20 protein-coding genes are annotated in these 25,612 nt (G+C 32.1%); 10 read left to right on the top strand and 10 right to left on the bottom strand.

Going from position 1 to position 25,612, the window contains the following annotated elements:
• Window positions 1-16: 16 nt before the first annotated feature.
• From IX290_RS04705 to IX290_RS04690, 4 genes are all read left to right on the top strand, one after another.
• Window positions 17-1,684, top strand: coding sequence for a type II secretion system protein GspD (locus IX290_RS04705; RefSeq protein WP_211492060.1), 1,668 nt, complete (start codon window positions 17-19; stop codon window positions 1,682-1,684).
• A 20-nt stretch (window positions 1,685-1,704) separates the two neighbouring features.
• Window positions 1,705-2,691, top strand: coding sequence for a D-glycero-beta-D-manno-heptose-7-phosphate kinase (gene rfaE1 / locus IX290_RS04700; RefSeq protein ID WP_211492059.1), 987 nt, complete (start codon window positions 1,705-1,707; stop codon window positions 2,689-2,691).
• A 2-nt stretch (window positions 2,692-2,693) separates the two neighbouring features.
• Window positions 2,694-3,170, top strand: a complete 477-nt coding sequence (ispF, locus tag IX290_RS04695) for a 2-C-methyl-D-erythritol 2,4-cyclodiphosphate synthase (protein ID WP_211492058.1) — start codon at window positions 2,694-2,696, stop codon at window positions 3,168-3,170.
• A gap of 70 nt (window positions 3,171-3,240) precedes the next feature.
• Window positions 3,241-4,602, top strand: coding sequence for a sodium/glutamate symporter (locus IX290_RS04690; protein ID WP_211492057.1), 1,362 nt, complete (start codon window positions 3,241-3,243; stop codon window positions 4,600-4,602).
• 64 nt (window positions 4,603-4,666) lie between these two features.
• On the opposite strand, the gene hutI is transcribed toward IX290_RS04690, so the two are convergent.
• The 4 genes from hutI to IX290_RS04670 are packed head-to-tail and all read right to left on the bottom strand — an operon-like array spanning window position 4,667 to window position 10,882.
• Window positions 4,667-5,929, bottom strand: a complete 1,263-nt coding sequence (gene hutI, locus IX290_RS04685) for an imidazolonepropionase (RefSeq protein ID WP_211492056.1) — start codon at window positions 5,927-5,929, stop codon at window positions 4,667-4,669.
• 8 nt (window positions 5,930-5,937) lie between these two features.
• Window positions 5,938-7,968, bottom strand: a complete 2,031-nt coding sequence (locus tag IX290_RS04680) for a urocanate hydratase (RefSeq protein ID WP_211492055.1) — start codon at window positions 7,966-7,968, stop codon at window positions 5,938-5,940.
• A gap of 50 nt (window positions 7,969-8,018) precedes the next feature.
• Window positions 8,019-9,554 carry a histidine ammonia-lyase gene (gene hutH / locus IX290_RS04675; RefSeq protein ID WP_211492054.1) on the bottom strand — a complete coding sequence of 512 codons (1,536 nt, stop codon included), beginning with the start codon at window positions 9,552-9,554 and terminating at the stop codon, window positions 8,019-8,021.
• Window positions 9,555-9,583: 29 nt separating this feature from the next.
• Window positions 9,584-10,882 (bottom strand): Na+/H+ antiporter NhaC family protein, encoded by a 1,299-nt coding sequence (locus IX290_RS04670; RefSeq protein ID WP_211492053.1) that lies wholly within the window; start codon window positions 10,880-10,882, stop codon window positions 9,584-9,586.
• Window positions 10,883-11,152: 270 nt separating this feature from the next.
• On the opposite strand from IX290_RS04670, the gene IX290_RS04665 reads away from it, so the two are divergent.
• Both IX290_RS04665 and brnQ read left to right on the top strand, forming a co-directional pair.
• Window positions 11,153-12,289 carry an ROK family protein gene (locus tag IX290_RS04665; protein WP_211492052.1) on the top strand — a complete coding sequence of 379 codons (1,137 nt, stop codon included), beginning with the start codon at window positions 11,153-11,155 and terminating at the stop codon, window positions 12,287-12,289.
• A gap of 295 nt (window positions 12,290-12,584) precedes the next feature.
• Entirely contained in the window at window positions 12,585-13,865 is a 1,281-nt protein-coding gene (brnQ, locus tag IX290_RS04660) for a branched-chain amino acid transport system II carrier protein (RefSeq protein WP_211492051.1), read from the top strand.
• 223 nt (window positions 13,866-14,088) lie between these two features.
• Here brnQ and IX290_RS04655 read toward each other — a convergent pair whose 3' ends face one another.
• Window positions 14,089-14,361, bottom strand: coding sequence for a chorismate mutase (locus tag IX290_RS04655; RefSeq protein ID WP_211492050.1), 273 nt, complete (start codon window positions 14,359-14,361; stop codon window positions 14,089-14,091).
• 127 nt (window positions 14,362-14,488) lie between these two features.
• Between IX290_RS04655 and aroA the strand changes: the two genes are divergently transcribed.
• Window positions 14,489-15,754 (top strand): 3-phosphoshikimate 1-carboxyvinyltransferase, encoded by a 1,266-nt coding sequence (gene aroA / locus IX290_RS04650; protein WP_211492049.1) that lies wholly within the window; start codon window positions 14,489-14,491, stop codon window positions 15,752-15,754.
• A 212-nt stretch (window positions 15,755-15,966) separates the two neighbouring features.
• Here aroA and IX290_RS04645 read toward each other — a convergent pair whose 3' ends face one another.
• Genes IX290_RS04645 through IX290_RS04630 form a run of 4 tightly spaced genes read right to left on the bottom strand, consistent with a single transcriptional unit; the run spans window position 15,967 to window position 22,222 of the window.
• A complete protein-coding gene (locus IX290_RS04645) occupies window positions 15,967-18,222 on the bottom strand; it encodes a glycogen/starch/alpha-glucan phosphorylase (protein ID WP_211492048.1) in 2,256 nt (751 codons plus the stop codon).
• An 8-nt stretch (window positions 18,223-18,230) separates the two neighbouring features.
• Window positions 18,231-19,721, bottom strand: coding sequence for a 4-alpha-glucanotransferase (gene malQ / locus IX290_RS04640; protein WP_249168857.1), 1,491 nt, complete (start codon window positions 19,719-19,721; stop codon window positions 18,231-18,233).
• 11 nt (window positions 19,722-19,732) lie between these two features.
• Window positions 19,733-20,566 (bottom strand): endonuclease/exonuclease/phosphatase family protein, encoded by an 834-nt coding sequence (locus IX290_RS04635; RefSeq protein ID WP_211492047.1) that lies wholly within the window; start codon window positions 20,564-20,566, stop codon window positions 19,733-19,735.
• Window positions 20,567-20,575: 9 nt separating this feature from the next.
• The gene (locus tag IX290_RS04630; RefSeq protein WP_211492046.1) at window positions 20,576-22,222 is read right to left on the bottom strand and encodes a PTS transporter subunit IIBC; all 1,647 of its coding nucleotides are present in this window, start codon (window positions 22,220-22,222) and stop codon (window positions 20,576-20,578) included.
• Window positions 22,223-22,479: 257 nt separating this feature from the next.
• Between IX290_RS04630 and IX290_RS04625 the strand changes: the two genes are divergently transcribed.
• A complete protein-coding gene (locus IX290_RS04625; RefSeq protein ID WP_211492045.1) occupies window positions 22,480-23,505 on the top strand; it encodes a LacI family DNA-binding transcriptional regulator in 1,026 nt (341 codons plus the stop codon).
• Between the two features lie 14 nt (window positions 23,506-23,519).
• Here the strand turns inward: IX290_RS04625 and IX290_RS04620 are convergent, their stop codons facing one another.
• Window positions 23,520-24,398: a LysR family transcriptional regulator gene (locus IX290_RS04620; protein ID WP_211492044.1), complete on the bottom strand. Its 879-nt coding sequence runs from the start codon at window positions 24,396-24,398 to the stop codon at window positions 23,520-23,522.
• Window positions 24,399-24,507: 109 nt separating this feature from the next.
• On the opposite strand from IX290_RS04620, the gene IX290_RS04615 reads away from it, so the two are divergent.
• Window positions 24,508-25,074 (top strand): chromate transporter, encoded by a 567-nt coding sequence (locus IX290_RS04615; protein WP_211492043.1) that lies wholly within the window; start codon window positions 24,508-24,510, stop codon window positions 25,072-25,074.
• The coding region (locus tag IX290_RS04610) for a chromate transporter (protein WP_211492042.1) at window positions 25,062-25,612 on the top strand (551 nt) is incomplete at its 3' end. The genes IX290_RS04615 and IX290_RS04610, both read left to right, overlap by 13 nt.

Raw genomic sequence — 25,612 nt, 5'->3', positions numbered from 1 at the left:
TCAAAAGGAGAAAGAGATGATAAAAAAATATCTTGTGCTTTTAATAATGATGGTTATTTGCTATAATAGTTATGGAAGAGTTAATAATGATAAGTTGCGAAGGCAGAATGTCACTTCAGAAATCAACTTTCAAAATCTTTCAATTGGAGATGCTTTTAGTGTTATAGCTAAAGATACAGGAGTAAATTTCATTCCTGACAGTGATGTTAAGGATATCCCTATGGATATCTCTTTTCCAGCAGGAGAAAACATGGAAACTCTTGTAAATACAATACTTGAAATCTATCATCTCAACGTCTCATCAATAGGTGAGATTTTTGTAGTCTCTAAAAGTACAAAATTGCCAGGAGATTACTCTATCTATGGGTCAGTTAATGACAGCATCTATAAGTCAGGTATTGATAATGTTAAAATTACACTGTCAAATAGCAATTATCCAGCTATTTACTCAGGATATGGTGGAAAATTTATATTTCCTGATGTAGATCCTGGGGTTTATATAATAAAATTTGAAAAAAAAGGATATATTACAAAAGGGGATATTATAAATACCAAGGATAAAATTACATCTCTTAAGGTTGCCCTTGAAAAAGATAATAGAATTGGAAGGTCTGAAAAAACTAAAATTACAGATTCTCACAATGCTATTACTGAAGACAGAGGAATAATTACTAAAAAAATTATTCTAAATAATGGTAATACTAAAGAGATAAAACATGTGGTAGAAGAAAATTTTGGAGACAGTATCACTATTTCATCTATTGAAAAGCAAAGTGTACTCATCCTTTCAGGTGAAAGAAAAATTGTAGATAATGCTCTTATGCTTATCAGTGAAATAGACAATAATATACAGCAGATACGGATTTCTTCTCAAATTCTTGATGTTTCTAATAATCTCTTTGAAAATCTTGGTGTCCAATGGGACTACAATAGAAACAATTCAAATATCCAAAATGGTGATAAGGGAGTACACAGCAAGGTTTTGAGTTCAGGAAAAATTGCTGGTATTAACACTATTTATGGATCTTCTCTCAATATAAAAAAACATTTCCACAGTGCAACAGATGTTTTAGATTTTCAAATAAATATGCTTGAAGCAACTCAGGACCTTATTGTCAGTGCCCGTCCTTCCATTCTTGTTACAAATGGACAGGAGGGAGAATTTAAAATTACTGAAGAGGTAATTGTTGGAGAAAAAAAGGATGAAAATACCAATAATGACAGAATTACCAGTACACCTATATTTAAAGAGGCTGGAATAATCTTAAAGGTAACTCCACATATTAAGGAGAATGGATATATTGTTTTAGATGTCCTTATTGAAGTAAGTAATTTTAAACTGAAGTATAAAAAAGACGACAGTGCAGATGTAGGTACTTTTAACTCTGAAGGTGGGTCTAAAATAGGTAGAAGTATAAAAACTACCATTAAGATGAAGGATGGACAGACTGTTTTAATTGGTGGGCTTAAACGGGCTACTATTCATAATGCCAACAGTAAAATTCCTTTTTTTGGTACTCTACCATTATTTGGCCATCTATTTAAAAATGAAAATATAGAGCATGAAATGAGTGATATCTATATCAGATTAAAACTTGATATAGTTGAAAATGAAGATACACCATTTGAAAACAATGAGATACATGAAAAAATAAATGATATTAAAGATAAAAGAATATTTTAAAATAAGAAAGAGGTCTAAATATGACAAATCAATTAAATCTGAAAACGATATTGGATAATTTTAAAAACATCACAATTGGGGTAGTGGGAGATTTAATGCTTGATGACTATATCATTGGAATAGTTGAAAGAATATCCCCTGAAGCTCCTGTTCCTGTAGTTACTGTAAAAGAGGAAAGATTCTCTCTTGGAGGAGCTGCTAACGTTGTAAATAACCTTAATGCTTTAGAAGCTAAAACAGTTTGTTTTGGAGTCATTGGAAGTGATACTAATGGTGATAGACTTTTAAAAGCATTTGATGAAAAAAATATTGACACTAAAGCTATTATAAGAACAAATGAGTTACCAACAATAGTTAAAAAAAGAGTACTTGCTGGAAATCAGCAACTTTTAAGAATAGATTGGGAAGATGCATCACCTATATCAAAAACTTTAGAAGATGCACTGCTTGAAAAATTTAAAGCAAATATTGATAAACTGGATGCTGTTATCCTATCTGACTATGATAAAGGAGTACTTACTCCAAGAGTTGCAAAAGAGATTGTAAAACTTTGCAGAGAAAAAAATATCATAGTAAATGTGGATCCTAAACCTAAAAATGCAATGAACTACTATGGTGCTACATCTATGACTCCTAATAAAAAAGAAGCTATGGAGTGTATGGGAGTTAAAACAAAGGATTTTGAAGCACTTGGTAAAGCACTTAAAGAAAAATTGAATCTTAATAACCTTCTTCTGACTAGAAGTGAAGAGGGAATGAGTTTATTTATGGATAGAGTAGTTAATATTCCTACATTTGCTCAAGAGGTATATGATGTTACTGGTGCTGGAGATACTGTAATATCTGTATATACCTTAGCTGGAGCTTCAGGAGTATCATGGCATGAAGCTGCTAAAATTGCAAATACAGCTGCTGGAGTAGTAGTTGGTAAAGTTGGAACTTCTACAGCAACAAAAGATGAAATACTTGAATTTTATGAAAAAATATATGATAGATGGGAAGTGTAATCATGATTAGAATTGGAAATGGTTATGATGTGCACAAACTTGTTGAAGGAAGAAAATTAGTATTAGGTGGTATAGAGATTCCTCATACTAAGGGAGTTTTAGGTCATTCTGATGGAGATGTTCTAATCCATGCTATAATGGATGCCATTCTTGGAGCTCTTGCTCTTGGAGATATTGGTCAACATTTTCCTGACAATGATATGCAGTATAAAAATATTGACAGTACAATTCTTTTAAGTAGAGTAAAAGAGTTAATAGATGAAAAAGAATATCAGATAGTAAATCTGGATTCAATAATTGTACTTCAAAAACCAAAAGTTAAACCTTATATTCAGTCAATGAGAGAAAGAATTTCAAATATCTTAAAAATTGATATTGATCAGGTCAGTGTAAAAGCTACAACAGAAGAGAAGCTTGGTTTTACTGGTGATGAATCAGGAGTAAAATCATACTGTGTAGTTTTACTTGAGAAAAAATAAAATCAGGGGTGAATCTTTGTATAAGATTCACTTTTTTTATGAAAATAGAAATAGAACATCAGGAGGTAACATGGAACTTTATTTTCAAATATTTTGCTATCTTTCTTTTCTCCTTATTTTAGGAACAGTAATCAGAGGAAGAGTAAAGATTTTTCAGAATCTTTTTATACCAGCATCTGTAATAGGAGGATTTATTGGCCTTATAATAGGTCCTGAAATCCTGGGACAATATCTTTCAATCATTCCATCTATATGGTCAAAGGAGATTGGAAAAATCCCTGGAATACTTATTATTCCAGTAATTGCTTCTGTTCCCCTTGGAATGAATTTTAATCTTAAAAATAAAAAACAGGGGATTAAAAATATACTGAATACCACTCTTATTTTATATATTGTTACTTTTATACAGCTTGCACTTGGATTTGTGATAAATTTTATCTTTACAAAACTTTTAAATATACCTCTTTATCCAACTTTTGGTGCAGAACTTAATACTGGATTTGCAGGAGGACATGGAACTGCCGGTCTCATTGGTAGAGTTCTTCAGGATATGAAGCTCAATTACTGGGCTATCTCACAGGGAATAGCTACTACTGTGGCTACCTTTGGTCTTATTGGCGGTATTATTATAGGAGTATTCCTAATTAACCACAATTGTAAAAAAGGAAATACCTCTCTTCTTAAAAATCCTAAAAATATACCTGTAGAGATGAGAAAAGGATTTATTAAAGATACAGATAAACAGCCAATTTTTGGTCATGAAACAACAGTTTCTTCATCTGTTGATGTTCTTGCATTTCATGTAGCTATAATTTTTTCAGTGTGCGGAATCTCATATATCATACTTGGCATTATAAAAAAATTACGTATTCCACTTCTTTCATCTCTTTCTGTTTGGGCATTTTCAATGATTGTGATGTTCTTTGTATGGAATTTTATGAAAAGAAAAAAATTACAATGGATAATTGATACAAAAATAAAAGGAAAGATTTCAGCTCTATTTACTGAATTTGCTGTTGTAAGTGCAATTACCGCTCTGCCATTAAAAGCGGTATTTACCTATATTTTTCCACTTCTTACTATGATTATTACAGGTTTTATTGTAACATGGTGGATAATTGATACCCTTTGCAAAAAATACTTTAAAAATAACTATCCTTTTGAAAGAGCTATATCAATGATGGGAACAAGTTTTGGAGTATTTTTTACTGGAATGCTTCTTTTAAGAATCTGTGACCCTGAGTTTAAACTCCCTGTACTTGGAGATTATTCTTTGGGATTTTCACTTACTGCACTTATTGGGCCTCTACTTATTTTAAGTTCCATAAATCTTGGTCTTAAGTATGATCCATTAACCCCAGTACTTCTTTTTATTTTTTTAACTATAATATCTTTATTTTTACTTAGATATATTAACCAAAAAAAAGTGTGAGGAGATTAACTCTCCTCACTTTTTTAGTATGATAAATTTATGGCATTATTCTTTCCCTAAAAATTTAATAAACTTTATGTTTATTCTTTACAACTATTTTTCCATTCTTATAAACATCTTTTACATGATTTATTCCAAAGTTATAGAAAATATAGTTTAAATTATCTGTATCATAAACTACAAAGTCTGCCTTTTTACCTTTTTCCAAGCTTCCAATAGTAGTTTCTTTTGTCAGTGCTCTTGCACCATTTAGTGTAGTTCCCTTAAATATCTCTGCTGGTGTCATTTTAAGTTGTGAAGAACATATCTGCATAACCAACTGCATATTTTCTGTTGGACATGATCCAGGGTTATAGTCACTTGATATGGCTACATTAACCCCTTCATTTATCATTTTTCTCACTGGAGCGTAATTTTTTCCAAGGTTAAATGATGTTGCAGGTAGAATATTAGCTATAACGTTGTTTTTCTTTAATTCTTTTATTCCTTCATCACTTACTGCCATTAAGTGTTCAGCAGATACTGCATGCATCTCTCCAGCAAGCTCTGCTCCACCTAATGAAACTATTTCATCAGCATGTATTTTTAATTTATACCCCTCTTTTTTTGCTTCTGTAAGTATCTTTCTGCTCTCATCTACTGAGAATACTTCATCTTCACAGAAAATATCACAGAACTCTGCCAGATTTCTTTTCTTGATTTCTGGTAACATTTTTATAATCTCATCTATGTACTCATGTGGTTTATCCTTATACTCTTCTGGAACTGCATGTGCTCCCATAAATGTTGATACCACATCAATTGGATGTTTTGCATTTAGTTCCTGGTTTACTTCAAGTTGTTTTATCTCCTGATCAAGAGTAAGCCCGTACCCACTTTTTGATTCAACTGTGGTAACACCGAAACATAGCATTCTATCCAATGTGTCCATAGCTTTTTTAACAAGTTCTTCCTTAGTAGCCTTTCTGGTAGCTCTTACTGTACTTAGTATTCCACCACCATTTCTTAAGATTTCCAGGTATGGAACCCCCTTTATTTTTAAAGGGAGTTCATTCTCTCTAGACCCATAAAACACCAAATGAGTATGAGAATCTACTATACCAGGAGTGACTACTTTTCCTTGTGCATCAACCAGATTGGTGCTGGCATCAACTAGGTCTTTAGGAAATTCCCCAGCACCAACTTGTAGCACTTTATCATCTTTAACTGCCAGATAGGCATTATCAATGATCTCAATATTCTCCATGTTAGTCATATCTTGAGTTTTTTCTATCTCTCTTGATGTAACTAAACTACCGATATTATATACGATTAAATCAGCTTTCATCAAATCACCTATTTTATTTTTTCGTCAATAACTTTTTTAATTAACTCATCATCTGCAATGTATGGTAATGTGATGTGGTCAGTTCCTTTATTGTTTTTGTTGTATTCAATAACTGTTTCTATTGAATGAGGATTTCTAGCCCAAGCTCTTCTAGCAACTCCACCCATAACGTCCCAAGGCATTGCTTGCATTAAGATTTCATCAACTCTGTGGCTTCCATCAAGAACCATTCCAAATCCACCATTTACAGATTTACTAATTCCAACTCCTCCACCATTGTGAAGTGCAATCATAGTCATTCCTCTTGCAGCGTTTCCTGCGAAACATTGAGTTGCCATATCTGCCATTATGTTACTTCCGTCTTTAATATTTGAAGTTTCTCTGAATGGAGAGTCTGTACCAGATACGTCGTGGTGGTCTCTTCCAAGCATTACTGGTCCGATTTCTCCGTTTCTTACCATTTCATTAAATTTAAGAGCTATATTTGTTCTACTCATAGCATCTTGATAGAAGATTCTAGCTTGTGTACCAACAACAAGTCCATTTTTGTCAGCGTCTTTTATCCACATGTAGTTGTCTCTATCTTGATATCTTCTAGTTGGATCAACTAATTCAAGTGCAGCTTTGTCAGTTTTTAGAAGGTCTTCTTTTTTACCTGATAAGCATACCCATCTGAATGGTCCATATCCATAGTCAAATAATTCAGGTCCTAATATATCTTCAACATATGAAGGGAATATAAATCCACCTTTATCGTCTCTACCATTTTTAGAAATTTCTTTTACACCAATATCATATATAGCTTTTAAGAAGCTGTTTCCATAGTCAAAGAAGTAAACTCCTTTAGAAGTTAATTTCTTAATTACTTCATAGTGTCTTCTTAAAGTTTTATCTACAAGTTCATTAAATGTTTTTCTATCTTCAGCAAGTAATCTTGTTCTTTCTTCGAAAGAGATTCCTACTGGACAATATCCACCGTCATATACAGCATGACAAGAAGTTTGGTCAGATAGTAAGTCAATATGTTCATTGTGTTCTACTGCATATTCTAGTAAGTCAACGATATTACCATGGAAAGCTATTGCATATGGAGTTTTTGATGCAATTTTTTCTTTAGCTAATGCAAATGCTTCTTCTGGAGTTCTAGCTATTTTGTTGATCCATCCTTGTTCTAATCTTGTATTGATTCTTGAGATATCAACTTCTGCAACTATTCCAACACCATTTGCGATAACTGTTGCTTTACCTTGAGCACCACTCATTCCTCCAAGTCCTGAAGTAACGAATAATTTTCCAGTTAAGTCTCCATCTTTTGGTACACCGCAGAATAATCTAGCAGCATTTAATATTGTAGAGTAAGTACCATGTACGATTCCTTGTGGTCCGATGTACATCCATCCACCTGCAGTCATTTGTCCATAGTTAGCTACTCCTATTGCAGCAGCTCTTGCCCAGTTGTCATAGTCATCAAAAGCTCCAACCATTAAAGCATTTGTTATTATTGCTCTTGGTGCTTCTGGTTTTGATCTGAATAATCCTGTTGGGTGTCCTGATGCTACTACTAGAGTTTGGTCTTGAGTCATGTTTTCAAGATATTTCTTTATTAATCTATATTGCATCCAGTTTTGACAAACTTGTCCAGTTTCTCCATAAGTTACTAATTCATATGGATATAGTGCAATATCAAAGTCAAGGTTATTATCAATCATTACTTGCATTGCTTTTGCTTCAACGCATTTTCCTTTGTATTCATCTATTGGTTTACCGTAAATTCTTCCTTCAGGTCTAAATCTGTATCCGTAAATTCTTCCGTGTTCCATTAATTCATCTAAAAATTCAGGTGCTAATTGTTCGTGGAATTCTTTAGGAATATATCTTAATGCATTTTTAAGTGCTAATTCTATTTCATCTTTTTCTAGGTGTACAACTCTTTTTGGAGCTCTTCTTAATTTTGGGTCCATCTTTGGTATTACTGGTGGTATATCTTCTTTTGTTAATTTAATTGTCATAGCTTCGAATATATCTTTGTTATTATTCATATGTCTTCCTCCTAATTTTTTCACTTTTTATTATTAATTTTAATTAAATACTATTTTAATTTTCCTAATTCTTTTTCAACAGCTTCAACTATTTTGTTGCTCTTAATTAGTTCTTCAACAGCATTGATATCTATGTGCATTACTCTATCTTTATCATAGTAAGAAACTACTTTTCTTATTTCTTCATAAGCTTTTTTAGTTCCGTTTCCTAATTTGTCAGCATTTTCTCTTAAGTCAACACCTTGACAAGCTGATAGAAGTTCCATAGCTATTACATTTCTTGCGTTCTTTAAGATTTCTCCAGCTTTTCTTGCAGCTATTGTACCCATTGATACGTGGTCTTCTTGGTTAGCTGAAGATGGGATTGAGTCAACTGATGCTGGATGTGCAAGTACTTTATTTTCTGATACAAGTGATGCAGCACTGTATTGAACGATCATGAATCCTGAGTTTACTCCACCTTTTTTAACTAGGAATGCTGGTAATCCATTATTTAATGCTGGGTTAACTAATCTTTCAATTCTTCTTTCAGATACGTTAGCCATTTCAGAGATTGCAATTCCTAAGAAGTCAAATGGAAGTGCCATAGGTTGTCCGTGGAAATTTCCTCCTGATATAACTTGGTCAGTTTCACAGAAGATAATTGGGTTATCTGTAACTGCTTCCATTTCAGTTTCAACTTTATTTTTTACATATTCTAACGCATCTTTACTTGCTCCGTGGATTTGAGGTATACATCTTAATGTATATGGATCTTGAGTACGAACCTCTCCTTGTTTTGTTGTATTTTTACTATTTTCTAATATTTTTCTGTAGTTTTCAGCTGTATCTATTTGTCCTTTGTGTCCTCTTACTTCGTGGATTTTTGGATCAAATGCACAAGTTATTCCATTTTGAGTTTCAAGAGTTAAAGCTCCAGCAATATCTAAGTGTTTCATTAAGTTAATTGCGTCGTAAGTTACGTGAGCTCCTATTGAAGTCATAACTTGAGTTCCGTTTATAAGTGCAAGACCTTCTTTAGAAGATAAATTATCTAATATTTTTACTCCTGCTCTTTCCATTGCAACTTTACCATCTAAAAGTTCTCCATTATAGAAAGCTTTTCCCATACCTAACATTACAAGTACCATGTGAGCTAGTGGAGCTAAGTCTCCAGATGCTCCTAATGAACCTTTTTCTGGAATGAATGGTGTTACCCCTTTGTTTAACATTTCTACTAATGTTTCTAGTACTACTCTTCTAACTCCTGAGTGTCCTTTAGTCATGTTGATAAGTCTAAGTAGCATAATTCCTCTAGCAGCATCTAGTGCTATTGGGTTTCCTACACCACATGAGTGGCTCATTATAAGGTTTCTTTGTAATGCGCTTGTTTCTTCTTCAGAAATAACAGTATCAGAGAATTTACCAAAACCTGTTGTTATTCCGTAAGATACTCTTTTTTCTTTAACATATCTGTCTACAAGAGCTCTTGCTTCATCAACTTTTTTGTACGCTTCTGGTGAAATTTCTACCTTGTACCCGTTTCTTGTTACATTGATTAAATCTTCCAATCTTATTTTTTTTGCTCCAATTACTAATTTGTTCATTTTAATAGTCCCTCCTAGTATATTTTAAATTAAAATATTAAACTTCCTATAAATCCAGCTATAAATAGTGGCACACAGAAATGTGTAAATGTTGCTATACAAGTATCTCTTATGTGATCATGTTGACCGTCTACACTAAGTCCTGATGTTGGTCCTAATGTTGAGTCTGAAGCTGGTGACCCTGCATCTCCAATTATTGAAGCTGCTGTTATAAGTATTACCATTGCTGGTACTGAATAACCTAATTTTAAAGCAAGCGGAACATATATTGTTGCAAGTATTGGTACTGTTCCAAATGATGTTCCAATTCCTATTGTTATAAAAAGTCCTACTACTAGCATTATCAGTGAAGTAACTGCCCGACTTCCTCCACTTAGATTGATTACTCCGTTAACAAGACTCTCTATAGCTCCTGTTTCTCTTATAACTCTTCCATATCCAGCTGCTATTAGCATTATGAAAGCAATTACTCCCATTATAAGGAAACCATCATTTAACATTTGATCTAATTCTTTCCATTTAACAACTCTGAATATTACTAAAACTCCTAAAGCAGAAATTGCCCCTAAAGGAAGTGAACCCGTTGTAAGTTGTATTCCAAATGCAACTACTGCAGCTCCTAATGTAATCCAGTGCTGTTTTTCCATTTTATCACACTGTACATCTTTTATCCCTTTTAATGGAAGATCTTCATAGTTCCTATCTTTTCTATAAGATATAAATATTGCTGTTAGAAGACCTATCACCATGGCAACCCCTAAAAGCCAAGTTGATCTCCATACATGTCCAAGTTCTATAATATATCCATTTGCTGAAATTTGATCTTTCACTATTGTATGAAAGATAAGCCCAAATCCTACTGGTAAAACAACGTATGGTGTTTTTAATCCAAATGTTAAACAGCAGGCCATTGCTCTTCTATCCATCTTTAATGAGTTCATAAGTTTTAGTAAAGGTGGTATTAAGATAGGTATAAAAGCAATATGTACTGGGATCAAGTTTTGTGAACAACATGCTAGTGCTGCAATTATTAGAAGTAGATAAACTTTTTTATCTCCAACCAACTTTGCAATCCTATTTGATACAATACTAGCAATTCCAGTACTGTTAATTGCTACTGCTAATGTTCCTAGCAAAATATAGCTAAGTGCTGTTTCAGCATTTCCGCCCATACCAGAGATCAATACCTTCATGGTGTGACATACTCCCATATTAGCAGATACCCCAGCAACTATCGCCGCAATTAACATTGAAAAAATAACATTCAACTTACACAAACATAAAACAATCATTACTACTACTGATATGATTACAGGATTAAATATCATGCACTCTTCTTCCTCCCGAGTTTGCAAAAATTTTTGCGCGTTGTATTATTAAAATCATTTTAATAATTAGATTAAAACATGTTTTTATAAATATGTCTAATATATTAAATATATAACTCAATTCATTTTATTAATAAATTGTATTTTTATTGACTTGTTTATACTATAAAAGAACAATTATTGAATTATTTTTTGTTTTATTATATAATTATAGAGAATCTATCCTGGTTACATAATAATAGATTACAAAATGAAAAAGGGAGAATGGGTATGTATCAGAAAATCATTAAAGAGAACAATGAGAATAAGATATTTCAGTATCTTTTTAAGTCAAAACAAGACTTTGTTATTAACGATATCGCAACTGCCTTGGACATCAGTTTTCCAACTGTTAAAAGAGTAGTAAATATACTTCTCAAAAAGAATGTCATCTATGAAAAAAATAAAATAGGTGATGGAGTTGGACGGAAAGCTACAGAATATGGGTTTAATCGGGATTTCTGCTATTCTATTGGAATTAAAATAAACCAGGATTCTTTACATTTTATTTTAATTAATGGATGCTGTGAAATCCAAAAACAACACTCCTACTATCTCACTTTAAGCCTGGCAAATATAGTAGAAATGATTATAAAGTCTACTTTTGATTTTGTTGAGGGATTAAGTGCAGAGGAGCAAAAACATCTTGTTGGAGTGGGTATTGCTACAAGAGGAATAGTTAATCATGAAAATAACTTTGTTGAATTTTCAAGCACAACATCATTTCCTCTAAAAGCATTAGATATTATAGGAGAAAAATTAGGTGTTCCTGTACTTATAGAAAATGAGAGCAACCTTGCAGTAGTTGCTGAAGCTATGCTAGGTCACGGACAGCAACTAAATCATTTTGTCTGCCTTACTGTTTCAGATACTATAAGTTGCAGTACATTTCAAAAAGAACAAAATGACAGTTTCTCCTTTAAGGCTGGAAGAATACATCATATGAACATCAATCCTGATGGAAATCTCTGTGAATGTGGTTCACAAGGATGTTTAGGTGCCTATATTTCTAATCGTGCACTTATTTATGAATTTCAAAAATTCTTTCCTGAAATTGAAACCTTCAGTGATATCTTCTCTGAAAAATATCTGAAAACACATTTTGGTCAGCTTCTTTTGGATAACTACATAAAGCATATGGCTGTAGGAATTAAAAATCTTATCTTCTTTTCAAACCCTGAAAAATTGATAATCACTGGAGATATATGCAGATATAAAGACCTTGTAAAATCTAAACTTTTAAAAACAATTTATGTACCAAATCATATATTTTACCGTGGTGAAGATACAATAGTTTTTTCACAATTTGACGAAAAAACTGGCATTATTGGGGCTGCTATTTTCCCAATTGTAGATTCACTTTTCTAGATATTAATTTTATTATTCTGAATTATTAAAGTGGTTTTAATAATTTAAATATTAATTCCTAAAATGGAAAAAATAGCTGTTTTTTTATATCAAAAAATGATAAAAACTCTCAGAACCTCAAATAAAATGTGGTTTCAAAGAGTTTTTATTTTTTGTTTATATTTGTATCTTTTGTATTAAAATAGTCTTTTTTTTTACAAAAATGGCTATTTTTTTTTATTTAAATTGACAATAATAAAATATTTTTATACAATGTAAGACAATACAAAAATATATAGAATATCAGGAGGAAATTATGTTTAAAAAGAAAGATGTTATCATCACCGGTTTTGCACTTTTTGCTATGCTTTTCGGAGCAGGAAACTTAATATTCCCACCTCTTGTTGGATTTGCCAATGGAGACAGGTGGGCTACTGGAATCATCGCTTTCATTTTAACTGGAGTTGGATTTCCTCTCATAGCAATTTTTACTTCAGCATTTGCGGGAAAGAATCTGGACAGTTTTGCTATTAGGGTATCCCCAATCTTCAGTAAGGTATTCAATGTTGTTTTAATACTATCTATTGGGCCTCTATTAGCGCTCCCAAGAACTGGAGCAGTTGCTTTTGAACTGATTTTTGATAAAAATAGCCCTAGCTATATGATGGAAAAAATAATATTTATATTTGCTTTCTTTGGAATTGCACTTTTATTCTCATTGAAACCAAGTAAAGTTATAGATAGAGTTGGAGCAATTCTTACTCCTACACTTTTAGTAGTTTTAGCTATTATAATTTTAAAAGGGGTATTTACACCACTTGGAACTGGTATTAATCTTAATGTACCCACTCCTTTTAAGCAAGGATTTATAGATGGATATCAAACTATGGATACACTTGCTGCAATAGTATTTTCTGAAATAATTCTAAAATCTATCAGAAAAGATAAAGAGCTATCTCAAAAACAGGAAATCTCTTTCCTTATTCAGACAAGTATTATAGCTCTTGGAGGACTTGCTCTTGTATATGGTGGACTTGGATATATAGGTTCTACTGTATCTGGAATACTTCCAGCAGGGATTGATAAAGTTGGTATTTTAGTTTCATCAGTTGACATGCTTTTAGGAAATGCAGGAAAGATAATTTTAGCTATCTGTGTTACTGGAGCTTGTATCACTACAGCTATTGGACTTATTGCTACAGTTGCAGATTATTTCAGCAATCTTTTAAAGGTTTCTTATCAAGTTTTAGCAATTATTACAACAGTTATAAGTATAATATTTGCAATGTTTGGTGTAGATATTATTGTAAAAATATCTGTACCTATCTTAGTATTCTTATATCCAATTGCAATAGCTTTAATCTTCTTAAACCTTATGAAGAATGCAATTAAAAATGACAATGTATTTGTAGGAACTGTTATTGGTACAGGAATTGTAAGTTCTTTTGAAGCCTTTCAAGCTATGGGATTCAATATAGATGCAGTTCAAAATGTATACCTTGCACTTCCATTCCAAGATCTTGGACTTGCATGGGTTGTTCCTGCTATTATTGGTGGAATAATATTTAAATTTATTCCTTGTAAAAAAAATAATTAACCTTAAATTTAAACTGAGGGTGTTGTAAATCAGTAAATAATAAAATTCACTCTGGTATCAATAGTTTCTATTTATTTTGCTCACAGAAAGAAAATCCGAAACTCACTACGTTCAAACAGTCGGATTTTCAGTATTCTGTTTCACTGCATAAATTACAAAACTATTTCTAATATCGCGAATTTTATTTTTACATTTTTAAAAATACAACACCCTCATTTTTTATCTATTTTTTTATTATTTTTTCCTGATACTTCTTTGAGATATCCATCATATCCTGAATAAACTCCCTGTAATACTCTTTATACTCATTGTTTTCAATAAGTTTAAGATTCTTTTCTATGACCTCTTTTTCCCTTGCAGTATCCAGTACCTTCATCCCATTTTCCATTTTATATGCTATTACATCCTCTACACATCTCATTCTCTCTTCAAAAAGATGTGCCATCTCTTTATCTATTCTATTGATATTTTTTCTAGCCTCTTCAAGTTTATTCATAGCTCCTCCTTTTTCTCAAATTATAACACTTTTAATTAATTAAAAAAAGTTGTAGAATATATAGTAATAAAAAATAAAGGAGGTTGTATAGATAAATATTTTCACATATTTATCATACAAGAGAGTTATGGATATAAAAATCTACCCTTCAACACCTCAGGGAGAGGTTGTCATTCCCCCATCAAAAAGCATGGCACATAGAGCAATAATCTGTGCATCCCTAGCTGATGGAATAAGTAAAATATCAAATATTGCCTATTCAAAAGATATAATTGCAACTATTGAAGGTATGAAAAAACTGGGAGCTAAAATTGAAGAAAATGGTGATACTCTCACTATTCAAGGGATAAAGGATTTTACAAATATAAAAGATAGGGTTATAGATTGTAATGAATCTGGTTCTACACTTAGATTTTTCATTCCTATTTTTTCACTTACTGGAGAAAACATAAGATTTCAAGGAAGAAACAGACTTCTTCAAAGACCACAAAAAATATACGAAACAATTTTTAAAGAACAAAATTTAAGATATCTTCATAGAGATGACGCAATAGAAATCTGTGGAAAACTATCAAGTGATACCTATGAAATAGATGGGAATGTAAGTTCTCAATTTATAAGTGGTCTACTTTTTACACTTCCACTTTTAGACGGAGATTCAACAATTAAAATAAACCCACCTTTTGAATCTAAATCCTATGTAAATCTCACAATAGAGATGTTAAAGGAGTTTGGAGTAATAGCCAAATTTAGAGATGAATTGACAATATATATTCCTGGAAACCAGAAATATCAACCTTGTAACCACAAGGTTGAAGGAGATTTTTCTCAGCTTGGTTTTTTTGCAGTATTAGGAAGTATAAATGGCCCTCTTGAGTGCCGTGGACTTCGTAAATCTTCATCTCAGGGAGACAAGCAGATTATAGATATAATAAAATCTGCAGGTGGTATTGTGGAAGAGCTTTCAGATGGCTATAGATTTTTACCAGCACCACTTAAGGGAACAGAGATAAACCTTGAAGATTGTCCTGATCTGGGTCCTATTTTAATGGTTATGGGAATGTTTTCTTCTGGGAAAACACATATTTACAATGCCAAACGTTTAAGATACAAAGAGAGCGATAGAATTGAAGCTATGGAAAGTGAACTGAAAAAGCTTGGAGTTGATATAAAAAGCGATGAAGACGACATCTATATCAGTGGCAATGGGGAATATACATCTATGGCCCCTTTATTTAACCATCTTGACCATAGAATAGTAATGAGTCTGTCAGTAGCTGCTACAAAGCTCAAAACCCCTACAGTAATAACTGAGGCCCATGTAATAGAAAAGTCGTATCCAGACTTTTTCAAAGATTTAATGAGTCTTGGAGTAAAACTGGAACATATATAAAGAAAAAAAGGCTGTTGCAAATTTATAAAAATTAAAATTCTCGATATTAGAAATAGTTTCGTAATTTATGCAGCGAAACAGAATACTTAAAATTCGACTGTCTGAACGCAGTGAGTTTCGGATTTTCTTTCTGTAAGCAATATAAATAGAAACTATTAAACCCGGAGAGAATTTTATTTTTATACTTTTAGAAATGCAACAGCCTCTTTCTATTATTTCAATTTCCAGATATTTTTATTATATTCAGCTATAGTTCTGTCTGATGAGAAGAAACCAGCTTTTGAAATATTTATAAGTGATTTCTTAAGCCATTTTTCTCTATTTTCATAATCAGCAAACATCTTATCTTTAACTTTAATATAGTTTTCAATATCCAGTAAAGTCATAAACCAGTCTTTTTCAACCAGCTCTTTTTTAAGTCTTTCAAGATTTTCTTTATGTCCGATAGCTTTTAATTCTTTACCTGTTATAAAATCTACAAGTTCTTTTATTTGAGGTTTCTTATAGTAATCTTTAGCTACATAATCTCCCTTTTCATAGTGAGCAATTACCTCATCACTACTTTCTCCGAAGATATAGATATTTTCTCTTCCTACAAGGTCAGCTATTTCAAGGTTTGCACCATCTAATGTTCCAAGAGTCAATGCACCATTTAGCATAAATTTCATATTTCCAGTTCCTGATGCCTCTTTACTTGCAAGAGATATCTGCTCAGAAATATCACATGCTGGAATAAGTTTTTCAGCCTTTGTTACATTGTAGTTTTCAACCATAACTATCTTCATATACTTGCTTGCAACTTCATCACTGTTTACAAGCTCCTGTAAAGCTAAGATTAAATGGATTATGTCCTTTGCAATTACATATGCTGGAGCTGCTTTTGCTCCAAATATAAATGTGATAGGTCTTGCTGGATAATTTCCTTTTTTGATTTCAAGATATTTATAAATCATATATAGAGCATTCATCTGTTGACGTTTGTACTCATGAAGTCTTTTGATCTGAATATCAAACACTGAATTTTCATCAATATCCACATTCTGTCTATCTTTTAAGAACCTTTTAAGCTCTATTTTCTTTATCTTTTTAATATTTTCAAGCTCTGCTAAAACTTTTTTATCCTCTGTAAATTTAGAAAGTTTTTCAAGCTCCATGGCATTTTTCTTAAATCCATCTCCAATAAGTGATGTGATAAATGATGTAAGCTCATGGTTACAATGCATTAGCCATCTTCTAAATGTTATTCCATTAGTTTTGTTATTAAATTTTTCAGGATAGATATTGTAAAAATGTTTCAATTCACTATTTTTTAGAATCTCAGTATGAAGAGCTGCCACTCCATTTGTACTGTATCCAAAGTGAATGTCAATGTGAGCCATATGTACATTGTCATTTTTATCAATTATCTGAACTTTTTCATCTGTATATTTTTCACTTATAACAGCATTTAATGCTTCAATTATAGGGATAAGTTGAGGTACAACTTCACGTAAATACTCAATTGGCCACTTTTCAAGTGCTTCAGCAAGAATTGTATGATTTGTATAAGCACAAGTTTTAGTTACTATTTTAATAGCCTCACTTAAGTGAATTCCCTCTTTCATCATAAGTCTTATAAGTTCAGGAATTATCATAGTTGGGTGTGTATCATTTATCTGAATTGCAACATATTTATCAAGGTCTCTTATATCAAGTCCTCTTGACTTTATATCTTTTAAAATATATTGTGCTCCATTGCTTACCATGAAGTACTGCTGATATATTCTTAGTAGATGTCCTGCTTTATCACTGTCATCTGGATATAGGAAAAGTGTTAAGTTTTTCATTATATCCTCTTTATCAAATTTTATTCCAGATTTGACAATGCTCTCATCTACACTTTCAATATCAAATAGGTGAAGCTTATTTACTCCATTTTCGTAACCTATAATATCAATATCATAAAGTTTAGATTTAACTTTAAACTTACCAAATTCTACATCAAATCCAATTCCTGTATCACATAGCCAACTCTCTTTTTCAATCCATGGATTTTTTTCCTCTTTTTGAAGGTTGTCATCTAAAACCTGCTTGAAAAGTCCATAGTGATAATTAAGTCCTATTCCATCTCCAGGTAATCCTAAAGTTGCTATAGAATCAAGAAAACATGCTGCAAGTCTTCCAAGTCCTCCATTTCCAAGAGATGGTTCTGGTTCCATATCCTCAATTTCAGATATTGATTTTCCATTTTTTTCAAGATATTTAGCCACTTCATCAAATATACCAAGGTTAATAAGGTTATTTGAAAGAAGCTTCCCTATTAAAAACTCTGCAGATACATAGTATACTTTTCTCTCTCCTGCAATTGTTTTCTTTTCCTTTGCAAGCTCTTTAACCATCTGTAGAAGACCATAATAAATCTCTTTATCTGAACACTCTTTAACAGTTTTTCCATATTTTTCAGCTAGAATATTTTCAAGTAGTTTCATTTCTCCTCCTAAACTCTCTTATAAAGCTCTGTTATTTCATAGATTTTTTCTGCAAGTTCTCTGGTATCTGCACCTTTTTTCATTCTCCAGCACCAGTTTCCTCCAAGAGTTGAAGGTTTGTTCATTCTTGCTTCATTTCCCAATCCTAAGTAATCCTGCATTTGAATAATAGCAGTATCACTTACAGTTCCCATAGTTCTCTTTATAAGTTTCCATACAGTTTCTTTTTTATCTTCACAATCTATATCAAGATATTCTCTCATATACTGAATATCCTCTTCTTTTGCACTTCCAAGCCATCCAACAGCAGTATCATTATCGTGAGTTCCTATATATGCAACACTGTTAGGTGTGTAGCTATGTGGAAGATAATCTCCTCCATCTCTTGAATCAAATCCAAATTGAAGAAGTTTCATTCCAGGATATCCGCTCTCTTTAAGCATTGAGATAACATCCTCTGTTAAAAATCCAAGGTCTTCAGCAATAATATTTTGATGACCTAATGCCTCTTTAACTTTTTTGAAAAGTTCAATTCCAGGTCCTTTTTTCCATTCACCATTGATAGCAGTAGTCTCCCCAGCAGGTATCGAATAGTATCCAGCAAATCCTCTAAAATGGTCAACTCTTACTACATCATAAAGTCTTGCTGCTCCTTCAAGTCTTCCTATCCACCATCTATATCCTGTTTCTTTCATATATTCCCAGTTATATAGTGGATTTCCCCACAATTGTCCTGTTGGTGAAAAAGCATCTGGTGGACAACCTGCAACTGAAGTCATCTTTAGATTTTCATCAAGTTGAAAATACTCAGGATTTTTCCATACATCAGCACTGTCATATGCTACATAGATTGGTATATCTCCAATTATTTTTATCCCATTTTCTCCAGCATATTTTTTCAGTTTTCCCCATTGCTCATAAAATTTAAACTGAACAAATTTCCAAAACTCTATCTTTTTTTCATTAAGTTTTCTAAAATTTTCCAAAGCTTCTGGATCTTTTTTTCTATATTTCTCATCCCAGTTATCCCAAGAAAGATCTCCATTGTCTTTCTTTAGAGCCATGAAAAGAGCGTAGTCATCAAGCCAGTTTTTTTCTTTTTCTAGAAACTCTAGGTACTCTGAATTTACTTTAAATCTCTCAAAAGCCTTACCTAATACTCCATATCTTACCTGATACATAAGTTCGTAATCTATTGAAGTATCACTTTCTCCCCAGCAGATTGCCTCATATTCATCTTTTTCAAGTATCCCTTCCTGATTTAATATATCAAGATCTATAAAGTAAGGATTTCCTGCATCTATTGAAAATGATTGATATGGAGAATCTCCATAACTTGTCTGCCCTAAAGGAAGTATCTGCCAGTATTTTTGCCCAGCTGCTTTTAAAAAATCTACAAATCTATAAGCTTCCTCTCCAAATGTTCCTATCCCATGTTTTCCTGGTAGAGAAGATATATGCATCAATATTCCGCTACCTCTATTTGTTTTCATTCCCATATTTACTCCTGTTATCTTATTATCTCTACACCAAAATGGTCTGAAATTATCTCTCCATTTTTTCCATTAAATACTACATTTGATTTTGCTATCTCTTGATTTTTATTAGTAAAAATAAAATCTATTCTCATACTTGTTATATCTTTATGATCTTTCCATCCATCAATAAGCCCTGCAACTGTTATTCCATCATCTTTTTCCCTTGCAAGAGTGTAAGTATCTAACCATCCTTCTTTTAAAATATAGTCATATCCCTCATCTCTTACATCTGCAGGATTATTAAAGTCTCCCATTAAAAATATCTCTTCATCTTCAGCTACTATATTTTTCAGCTGTGACTTTAGTTTTTCAAATTGATAGTTAAATTTTTCACTTTCATCTTTCCACCAACCCAAGTGTACAGAGAAAAACCATTTTTTCTTATTTTCTATTTCACATTTTATCCCAATTACTTTTCTTACTTTCCAGTTGAAATAATCATCACTCTGTGTAATATAAAACTCTTTAACATCTATTGGTCTATATTTTGATATTATTCCAATCCCTTCATCATAAATGTCATAACCTACTTTTATAGGAGTCCATACCCAATAGTAATTTTTTCCTTTTAATTTCAACCCATTGACCACTCTTAAAATGTGATTATCCTCTTTAATTTTTACATTTTCATTAGCTCCAATAAAGTAATTATCAGCAGTTACTTTTTCAGCACTTATACTCTGATTTACCTCTTGCAGGGATATCACATCATAATCATTTCTATCTACCCATTCTATAAAATAAGCCAATTTCTTCTCATAATCTTTTTCTACAAGACTATGGGTATTTAAAGTAAGTAATTTCATTTTACCTTCCTATCTTCCTAAAATATCCAGGATATCGCTTTTCAAAACATCAGCCTTTGGACCATAAATAGCCTGAATTCCACTATCTTTTTTAACAAGTCCCAAAGCTCCCTCTTTTTTCCAAGCATCTAAATCTGCAACTTTATTAATATCTTTTACAGTTACACGAAGTCTTGTCATGCAGGCATCTATATCTTTAATATTATCTTTTCCACCTAAAAGAGCAATTATTCTATCTCCCTGTGTATTTCCAGGTGCTTTATTATCTGCACTTTGCTTTTCTTCATCTTTTCCATCATCCATATAGTTTCCATTTCTTCCTACTGTTGCATAGTTAAATTTACCAATCATATAGTAAGCTACGAAATATCCAACTATTCCAAATATCAATGTGATTATTACAAAGTTTATTACATCTCCTAAAAGACCTGCTTTTATTGACATTGGAAGTCTTGTTAAGAACTCCAGGTTTCCAAATGAATGAAGACGAAGATGAAATACTCCAGCTGCTGCAAATGCAACTCCTTGTAATACTGAGTATAAAAGATATAGAGGAAGTGCAACAAACATAAACATAAATTCAATAGGTTCTGTAACCCCTGTTAATAAAACAGCTAAAACTGTTGAAATTATCATTGATTTATATTTTTCTTTCTTGTCCATATCCACTCTTCTATATATAGCTACTGCGATACCTATTAAAAGCCCAGTTGAACCAATCATTTGCCCTACTTTAAAACGTGCAGGTGTAACTGTTGCAAGTAGATTATTGTATCCAGCTATATCTCCAGCACCTTTCATATTTACAAGGTCTGTAACCCATGCAAGCCATAGAGGGTCCTGTCCAAATACCTGTGCTCCAGCTTTTGCTCCAGTAAGTATTGTATAAGTTCCTCCAAATGCTGTATAGTTCATAGGAATTGTAAGCATATGATGAAGTCCAAATGGTAAAAGCAAACGTTCCAAAGTTCCATAAACAAATGGTGCTAGTATAGGAGATGTCTGAGCTGAATTTGCTATCCATACTCCAAAACTATTGATTCCACCTTGGATAGCAGGCCAGATAATTGATAGTATTACTGAAACTATAACTGACCAGAATATTACAACCATTGGTACAAATCTTTTTCCGTTGAAAAATTCAAGTGCAGCAGGAAGTTTTCTAAAGTTATAATACTTATTATATATTGCTCCACCCATGAATCCAGCAATTATTCCTACAAATACTCCCATATTAAGAGCAGGTGCTCCAAGTACTGAGGTAAAATATCCATTTACAGGAATCTCTCTTCCAAATAGTGTATGCACTACTGCATTTGGATCTCCAAGCATTCCACCAGATACTCCAAATATAGAACCTGTAATTACATTTACAAGAATAAAAGCTATAAGTGCTGCAAATGCTCCTCCAGCTCTTTCTTTAGCCCAAGAACCACCAATTGCAATTGCAAATAAAATATTCAGATTGGTAATAATTCCCCAACCTATAGTTTCCATAATCCCACCAATTCTCAAAACAGCTGTTATATCTCCACCAGATATCTGTATAAGTTTCCCAATACTTATCATAAGTCCAGCAGCTGGCATTACTGCTATAACAACCATTAATACTTTACCCAACTTTTGTAAAAAGTCGAAATTCACTTTATTTGTCATGTCTCCTCCTTTTTTGTTTGCAACTTTATGCAAACGTTTGCTTTAATCTTAATAACATTATAGGATATATTATTAAAAAATGCAATGTTTTTTTTATCTTTTATTTAAACTATTTCAGAACATATCTATATTCTGCTATTACACAATTATAAAATTTTTATGCAACTTTTTGCACAAATTTTCATTTTGCTATTGACTTACCTCTTTTTCATTTGTACAATTAATATATATAGAAAATATTTAGGCAAGGAGTTAATATGGCTATTACAATAAAAGAGGTGGCAAAACTTGCAGGGGTTTCTCCATCCACTGTTTCTCGTACCTGTAATAATAATCCTAAAATAAGTGAAAAAACTAAAGAAAAAGTTAGAAAAGCTATGAAAGAGTTAGGGTATACACCAAATTTTCAGGCAAGTAATCTGGTTACTAAAAACTCAAAAACCATTGGTGTAGTTCTCCCCATTATGGAAAAGAATACATATCAGAACACCTTTTTCCTTGAGGTAATACATGGTCTTTCTCAATGTTGCAATAACAACGGATATATGAATACTATTATCTCAGGAAACAGCAATGAGGAACTCTTTGAAACAATTACTTCAGTTGTAAAAAGTGGAAAAGCTGATGGTTTTATTCTTATGTATTCAAAATCTAATGACCCAGTTGTAAAATATCTTGAAGAAAACAGATTTCCTTATGCAATAATTGGTAAACCTGCCTCTAAAGAAAATTCTACAATATATGTGGATAATGATAATATTACAGCTGGAAAAGATGCTGCATCTTATCTTATTAAGCTTGGACATGATAGAATAGCATTTTATTATAATAAAGGGCATAGAGTCTTTGTACAGGATAGAAAGCTTGGATATATCTCAGCATTAAATGATAATTCAATACCTTTTGATGAAAAATTGGTAATAGAGGAAAAAACTATAGCTGGAAATGAAGAACAGTTTTTTAAAGGGCTGTTTTCACTGCCAAATCCACCTACTGCTATTATTGCAATAGATGATATTACAGCTTTGAACCTTGAGAAAATATTTTTAGGAATAGGGATAAAAGTTCCTGAAGATATATCTATAATATGTTTTAACAACTCAATTATCACAAGACTTACTACTCCACAACTTACATGTGTGGATATTAATAACTACCAGCTTGGATTTCAGGTGTGTGATCAGATTATAAAGCATCTTCAAAGTCCAGATGTCATGGCTAATAAAATCATTGTGCCACACACTATTGTTGAAAGAGAGAGCTGCAAAAAAAGAGGCCAGTAAAAACTGACCTTTTTTTATTCCATTATTTTCTTACATATCTCAATGAATCTATCCAAAAACAGTGTATGAAATTTATTACGGTGGCATATAATATTAAAAGTTCTAGAAAAATTAATTTTTTTTACTTTAACTGTACAAAGCTCACCTTTTTCAATATGATCCTTCACTAGAAAATATGGAAGTACTGAAATACCTATATTTTCCTTAACTGCCCTTATTATTGCATTGGAACTTATACTCTGCCATATTGGCACTACATGAAGGCCTACATTTGCCATTTGAATATCGAAAAGTTCTCTTACAGCACTTCCCTTTTCTCTCAAAATAAATTTTTCATTTAAAATATCTTCTGGATTTACCTCTTTTTTCTTAGCATAACTATGCTCTGGACTGCATACCATACAGAGAGTATCATCAAAATATGGCTCTACTAAAATAAAAGAGTTATCTGTCTGTCCCTCAATAAGTCCAATATCTATCTTATTCTCCAATAAAAGTTTTACGATATTATTACTATTGTCTATAAATACTTTTATCTTAGCTGAAGGATACTCCTTTTCAAATGCCTTGATATACTTAGGCAAAAAGTAATTTCCTATTGTAATACTTGTCCCTACACGGAGATCTCCATTTTCTCCAATCTCTTTCATCCGCTGATCTGTCTCATCTAAAAGGTCAATTATATGTTTTGCATATTGATAAAACTCCTCTCCTGCCTGCGTTAAATGCAGTCTCTGAGAAAATCTGTCAAAAAATTTTACATTATAATAATCCTCAAGTTCTTTTAATGCAATACTCACTGTTGGCTGTGCAACAAGTAATTTTTTACTTGCTAAAGTCGTGCTCTTAGTCTGATAAAGAGCTAAAAAAATCTTAAGGTGCCGTATTGTCATAAATATTCTCCTTTTTATATTATAGTCTATTGACTATTAATTTTATTAAATTATAATATTTTACAAATAATAATTCAAGTGGTATTCTATTAAATAGGGAGGCGACAGTATGAAAAAAAATAAATATGTAACACTTTTTATTTCTACGTTTATAATAAGTGCATTTACTTTTGGTGGGGGATATGTAATAATCTCTTTATTAAAAAAGAAATTTGCAGATGAATTACAATGGATTTCAGAAAATGAAATGCTTAACCTTGCTTCAATAGCTCAATCTGCTCCAGGGGCAGTAGCAGTAAATGCTTCTATTCTTATTGGATATAAAATAGCAGGTATCAGAGGAATGCTTGTTTCTATACTGGCAACAATTATTCCACCTTTTACTATAATTTCAATCCTATCTGTATTTTATGCATCTGTCCGTGACAATGCTCTATTTGCAAATGTTTTAAAAGGAATGCAGTCAGGTGTTGTTGCAGTAATATTAGATGTTTCAACAAACCTTGGATCAAGTATGTATAAAGAATCAGGAATAAGATCTTTACTTTTCTTCTTAGCAGTAGTATTGATTATCTACTTCTTCAAAGTTAATATTATTATAGTTATTCTTGTTTGTATTGGTATTGGACTTGCAAAATTCCTGATATTAGAAGGGAGGAAGAAATGGGGTATTTAGATCTATTTATCAGTTTTGTTAAAATTGGACTTTTCAGTTTCGGTGGAGGTATGGGAGCTATCCCACTTATTCAGGACCAGGTAGTTACACACCACGGTTGGCTTACATTAAATGACTTTACAGACCTTATAAGTATTGCTGAGATGACTCCTGGACCAATAGCTATAAATGCTTCAACATTTGTTGGAATGAGATTATATGGTATACCTGGAGCTCTTGTAGCTACAGCAGGATGTATCTTACCAGCATGTTTTATTGTATCTACTCTTGGATGGCTATATTTTAAATATAAAAATCTAGCTTGTCTTCAAATTATACTTGCAGTATTAAGACCTGTAATTGTAGCTCTAATTACTATAGCTGGTATCTCAATATTTAAACTTTTAGTCTTCTCTACAGGATTTAATATCATTGGACTTGTTCTTATGTTAATAGGTTTCTTCCTGCTGAAGAGATTTAAATTAAGTCCAATAACAGTAATGTTTTTCAGTGGTATTATCGGTGGCGGACTTTATATGTTAAACGATCACTTCCATTT

Origin of the sequence: Fusobacterium sp. DD2 (assembly GCF_018205345.1) — a bacterium.
Lineage (GTDB): Bacteria > Fusobacteriota > Fusobacteriia > Fusobacteriales > Fusobacteriaceae > Fusobacterium_A.
This window is presented reverse-complemented; position numbering and strand designations above follow the sequence as displayed.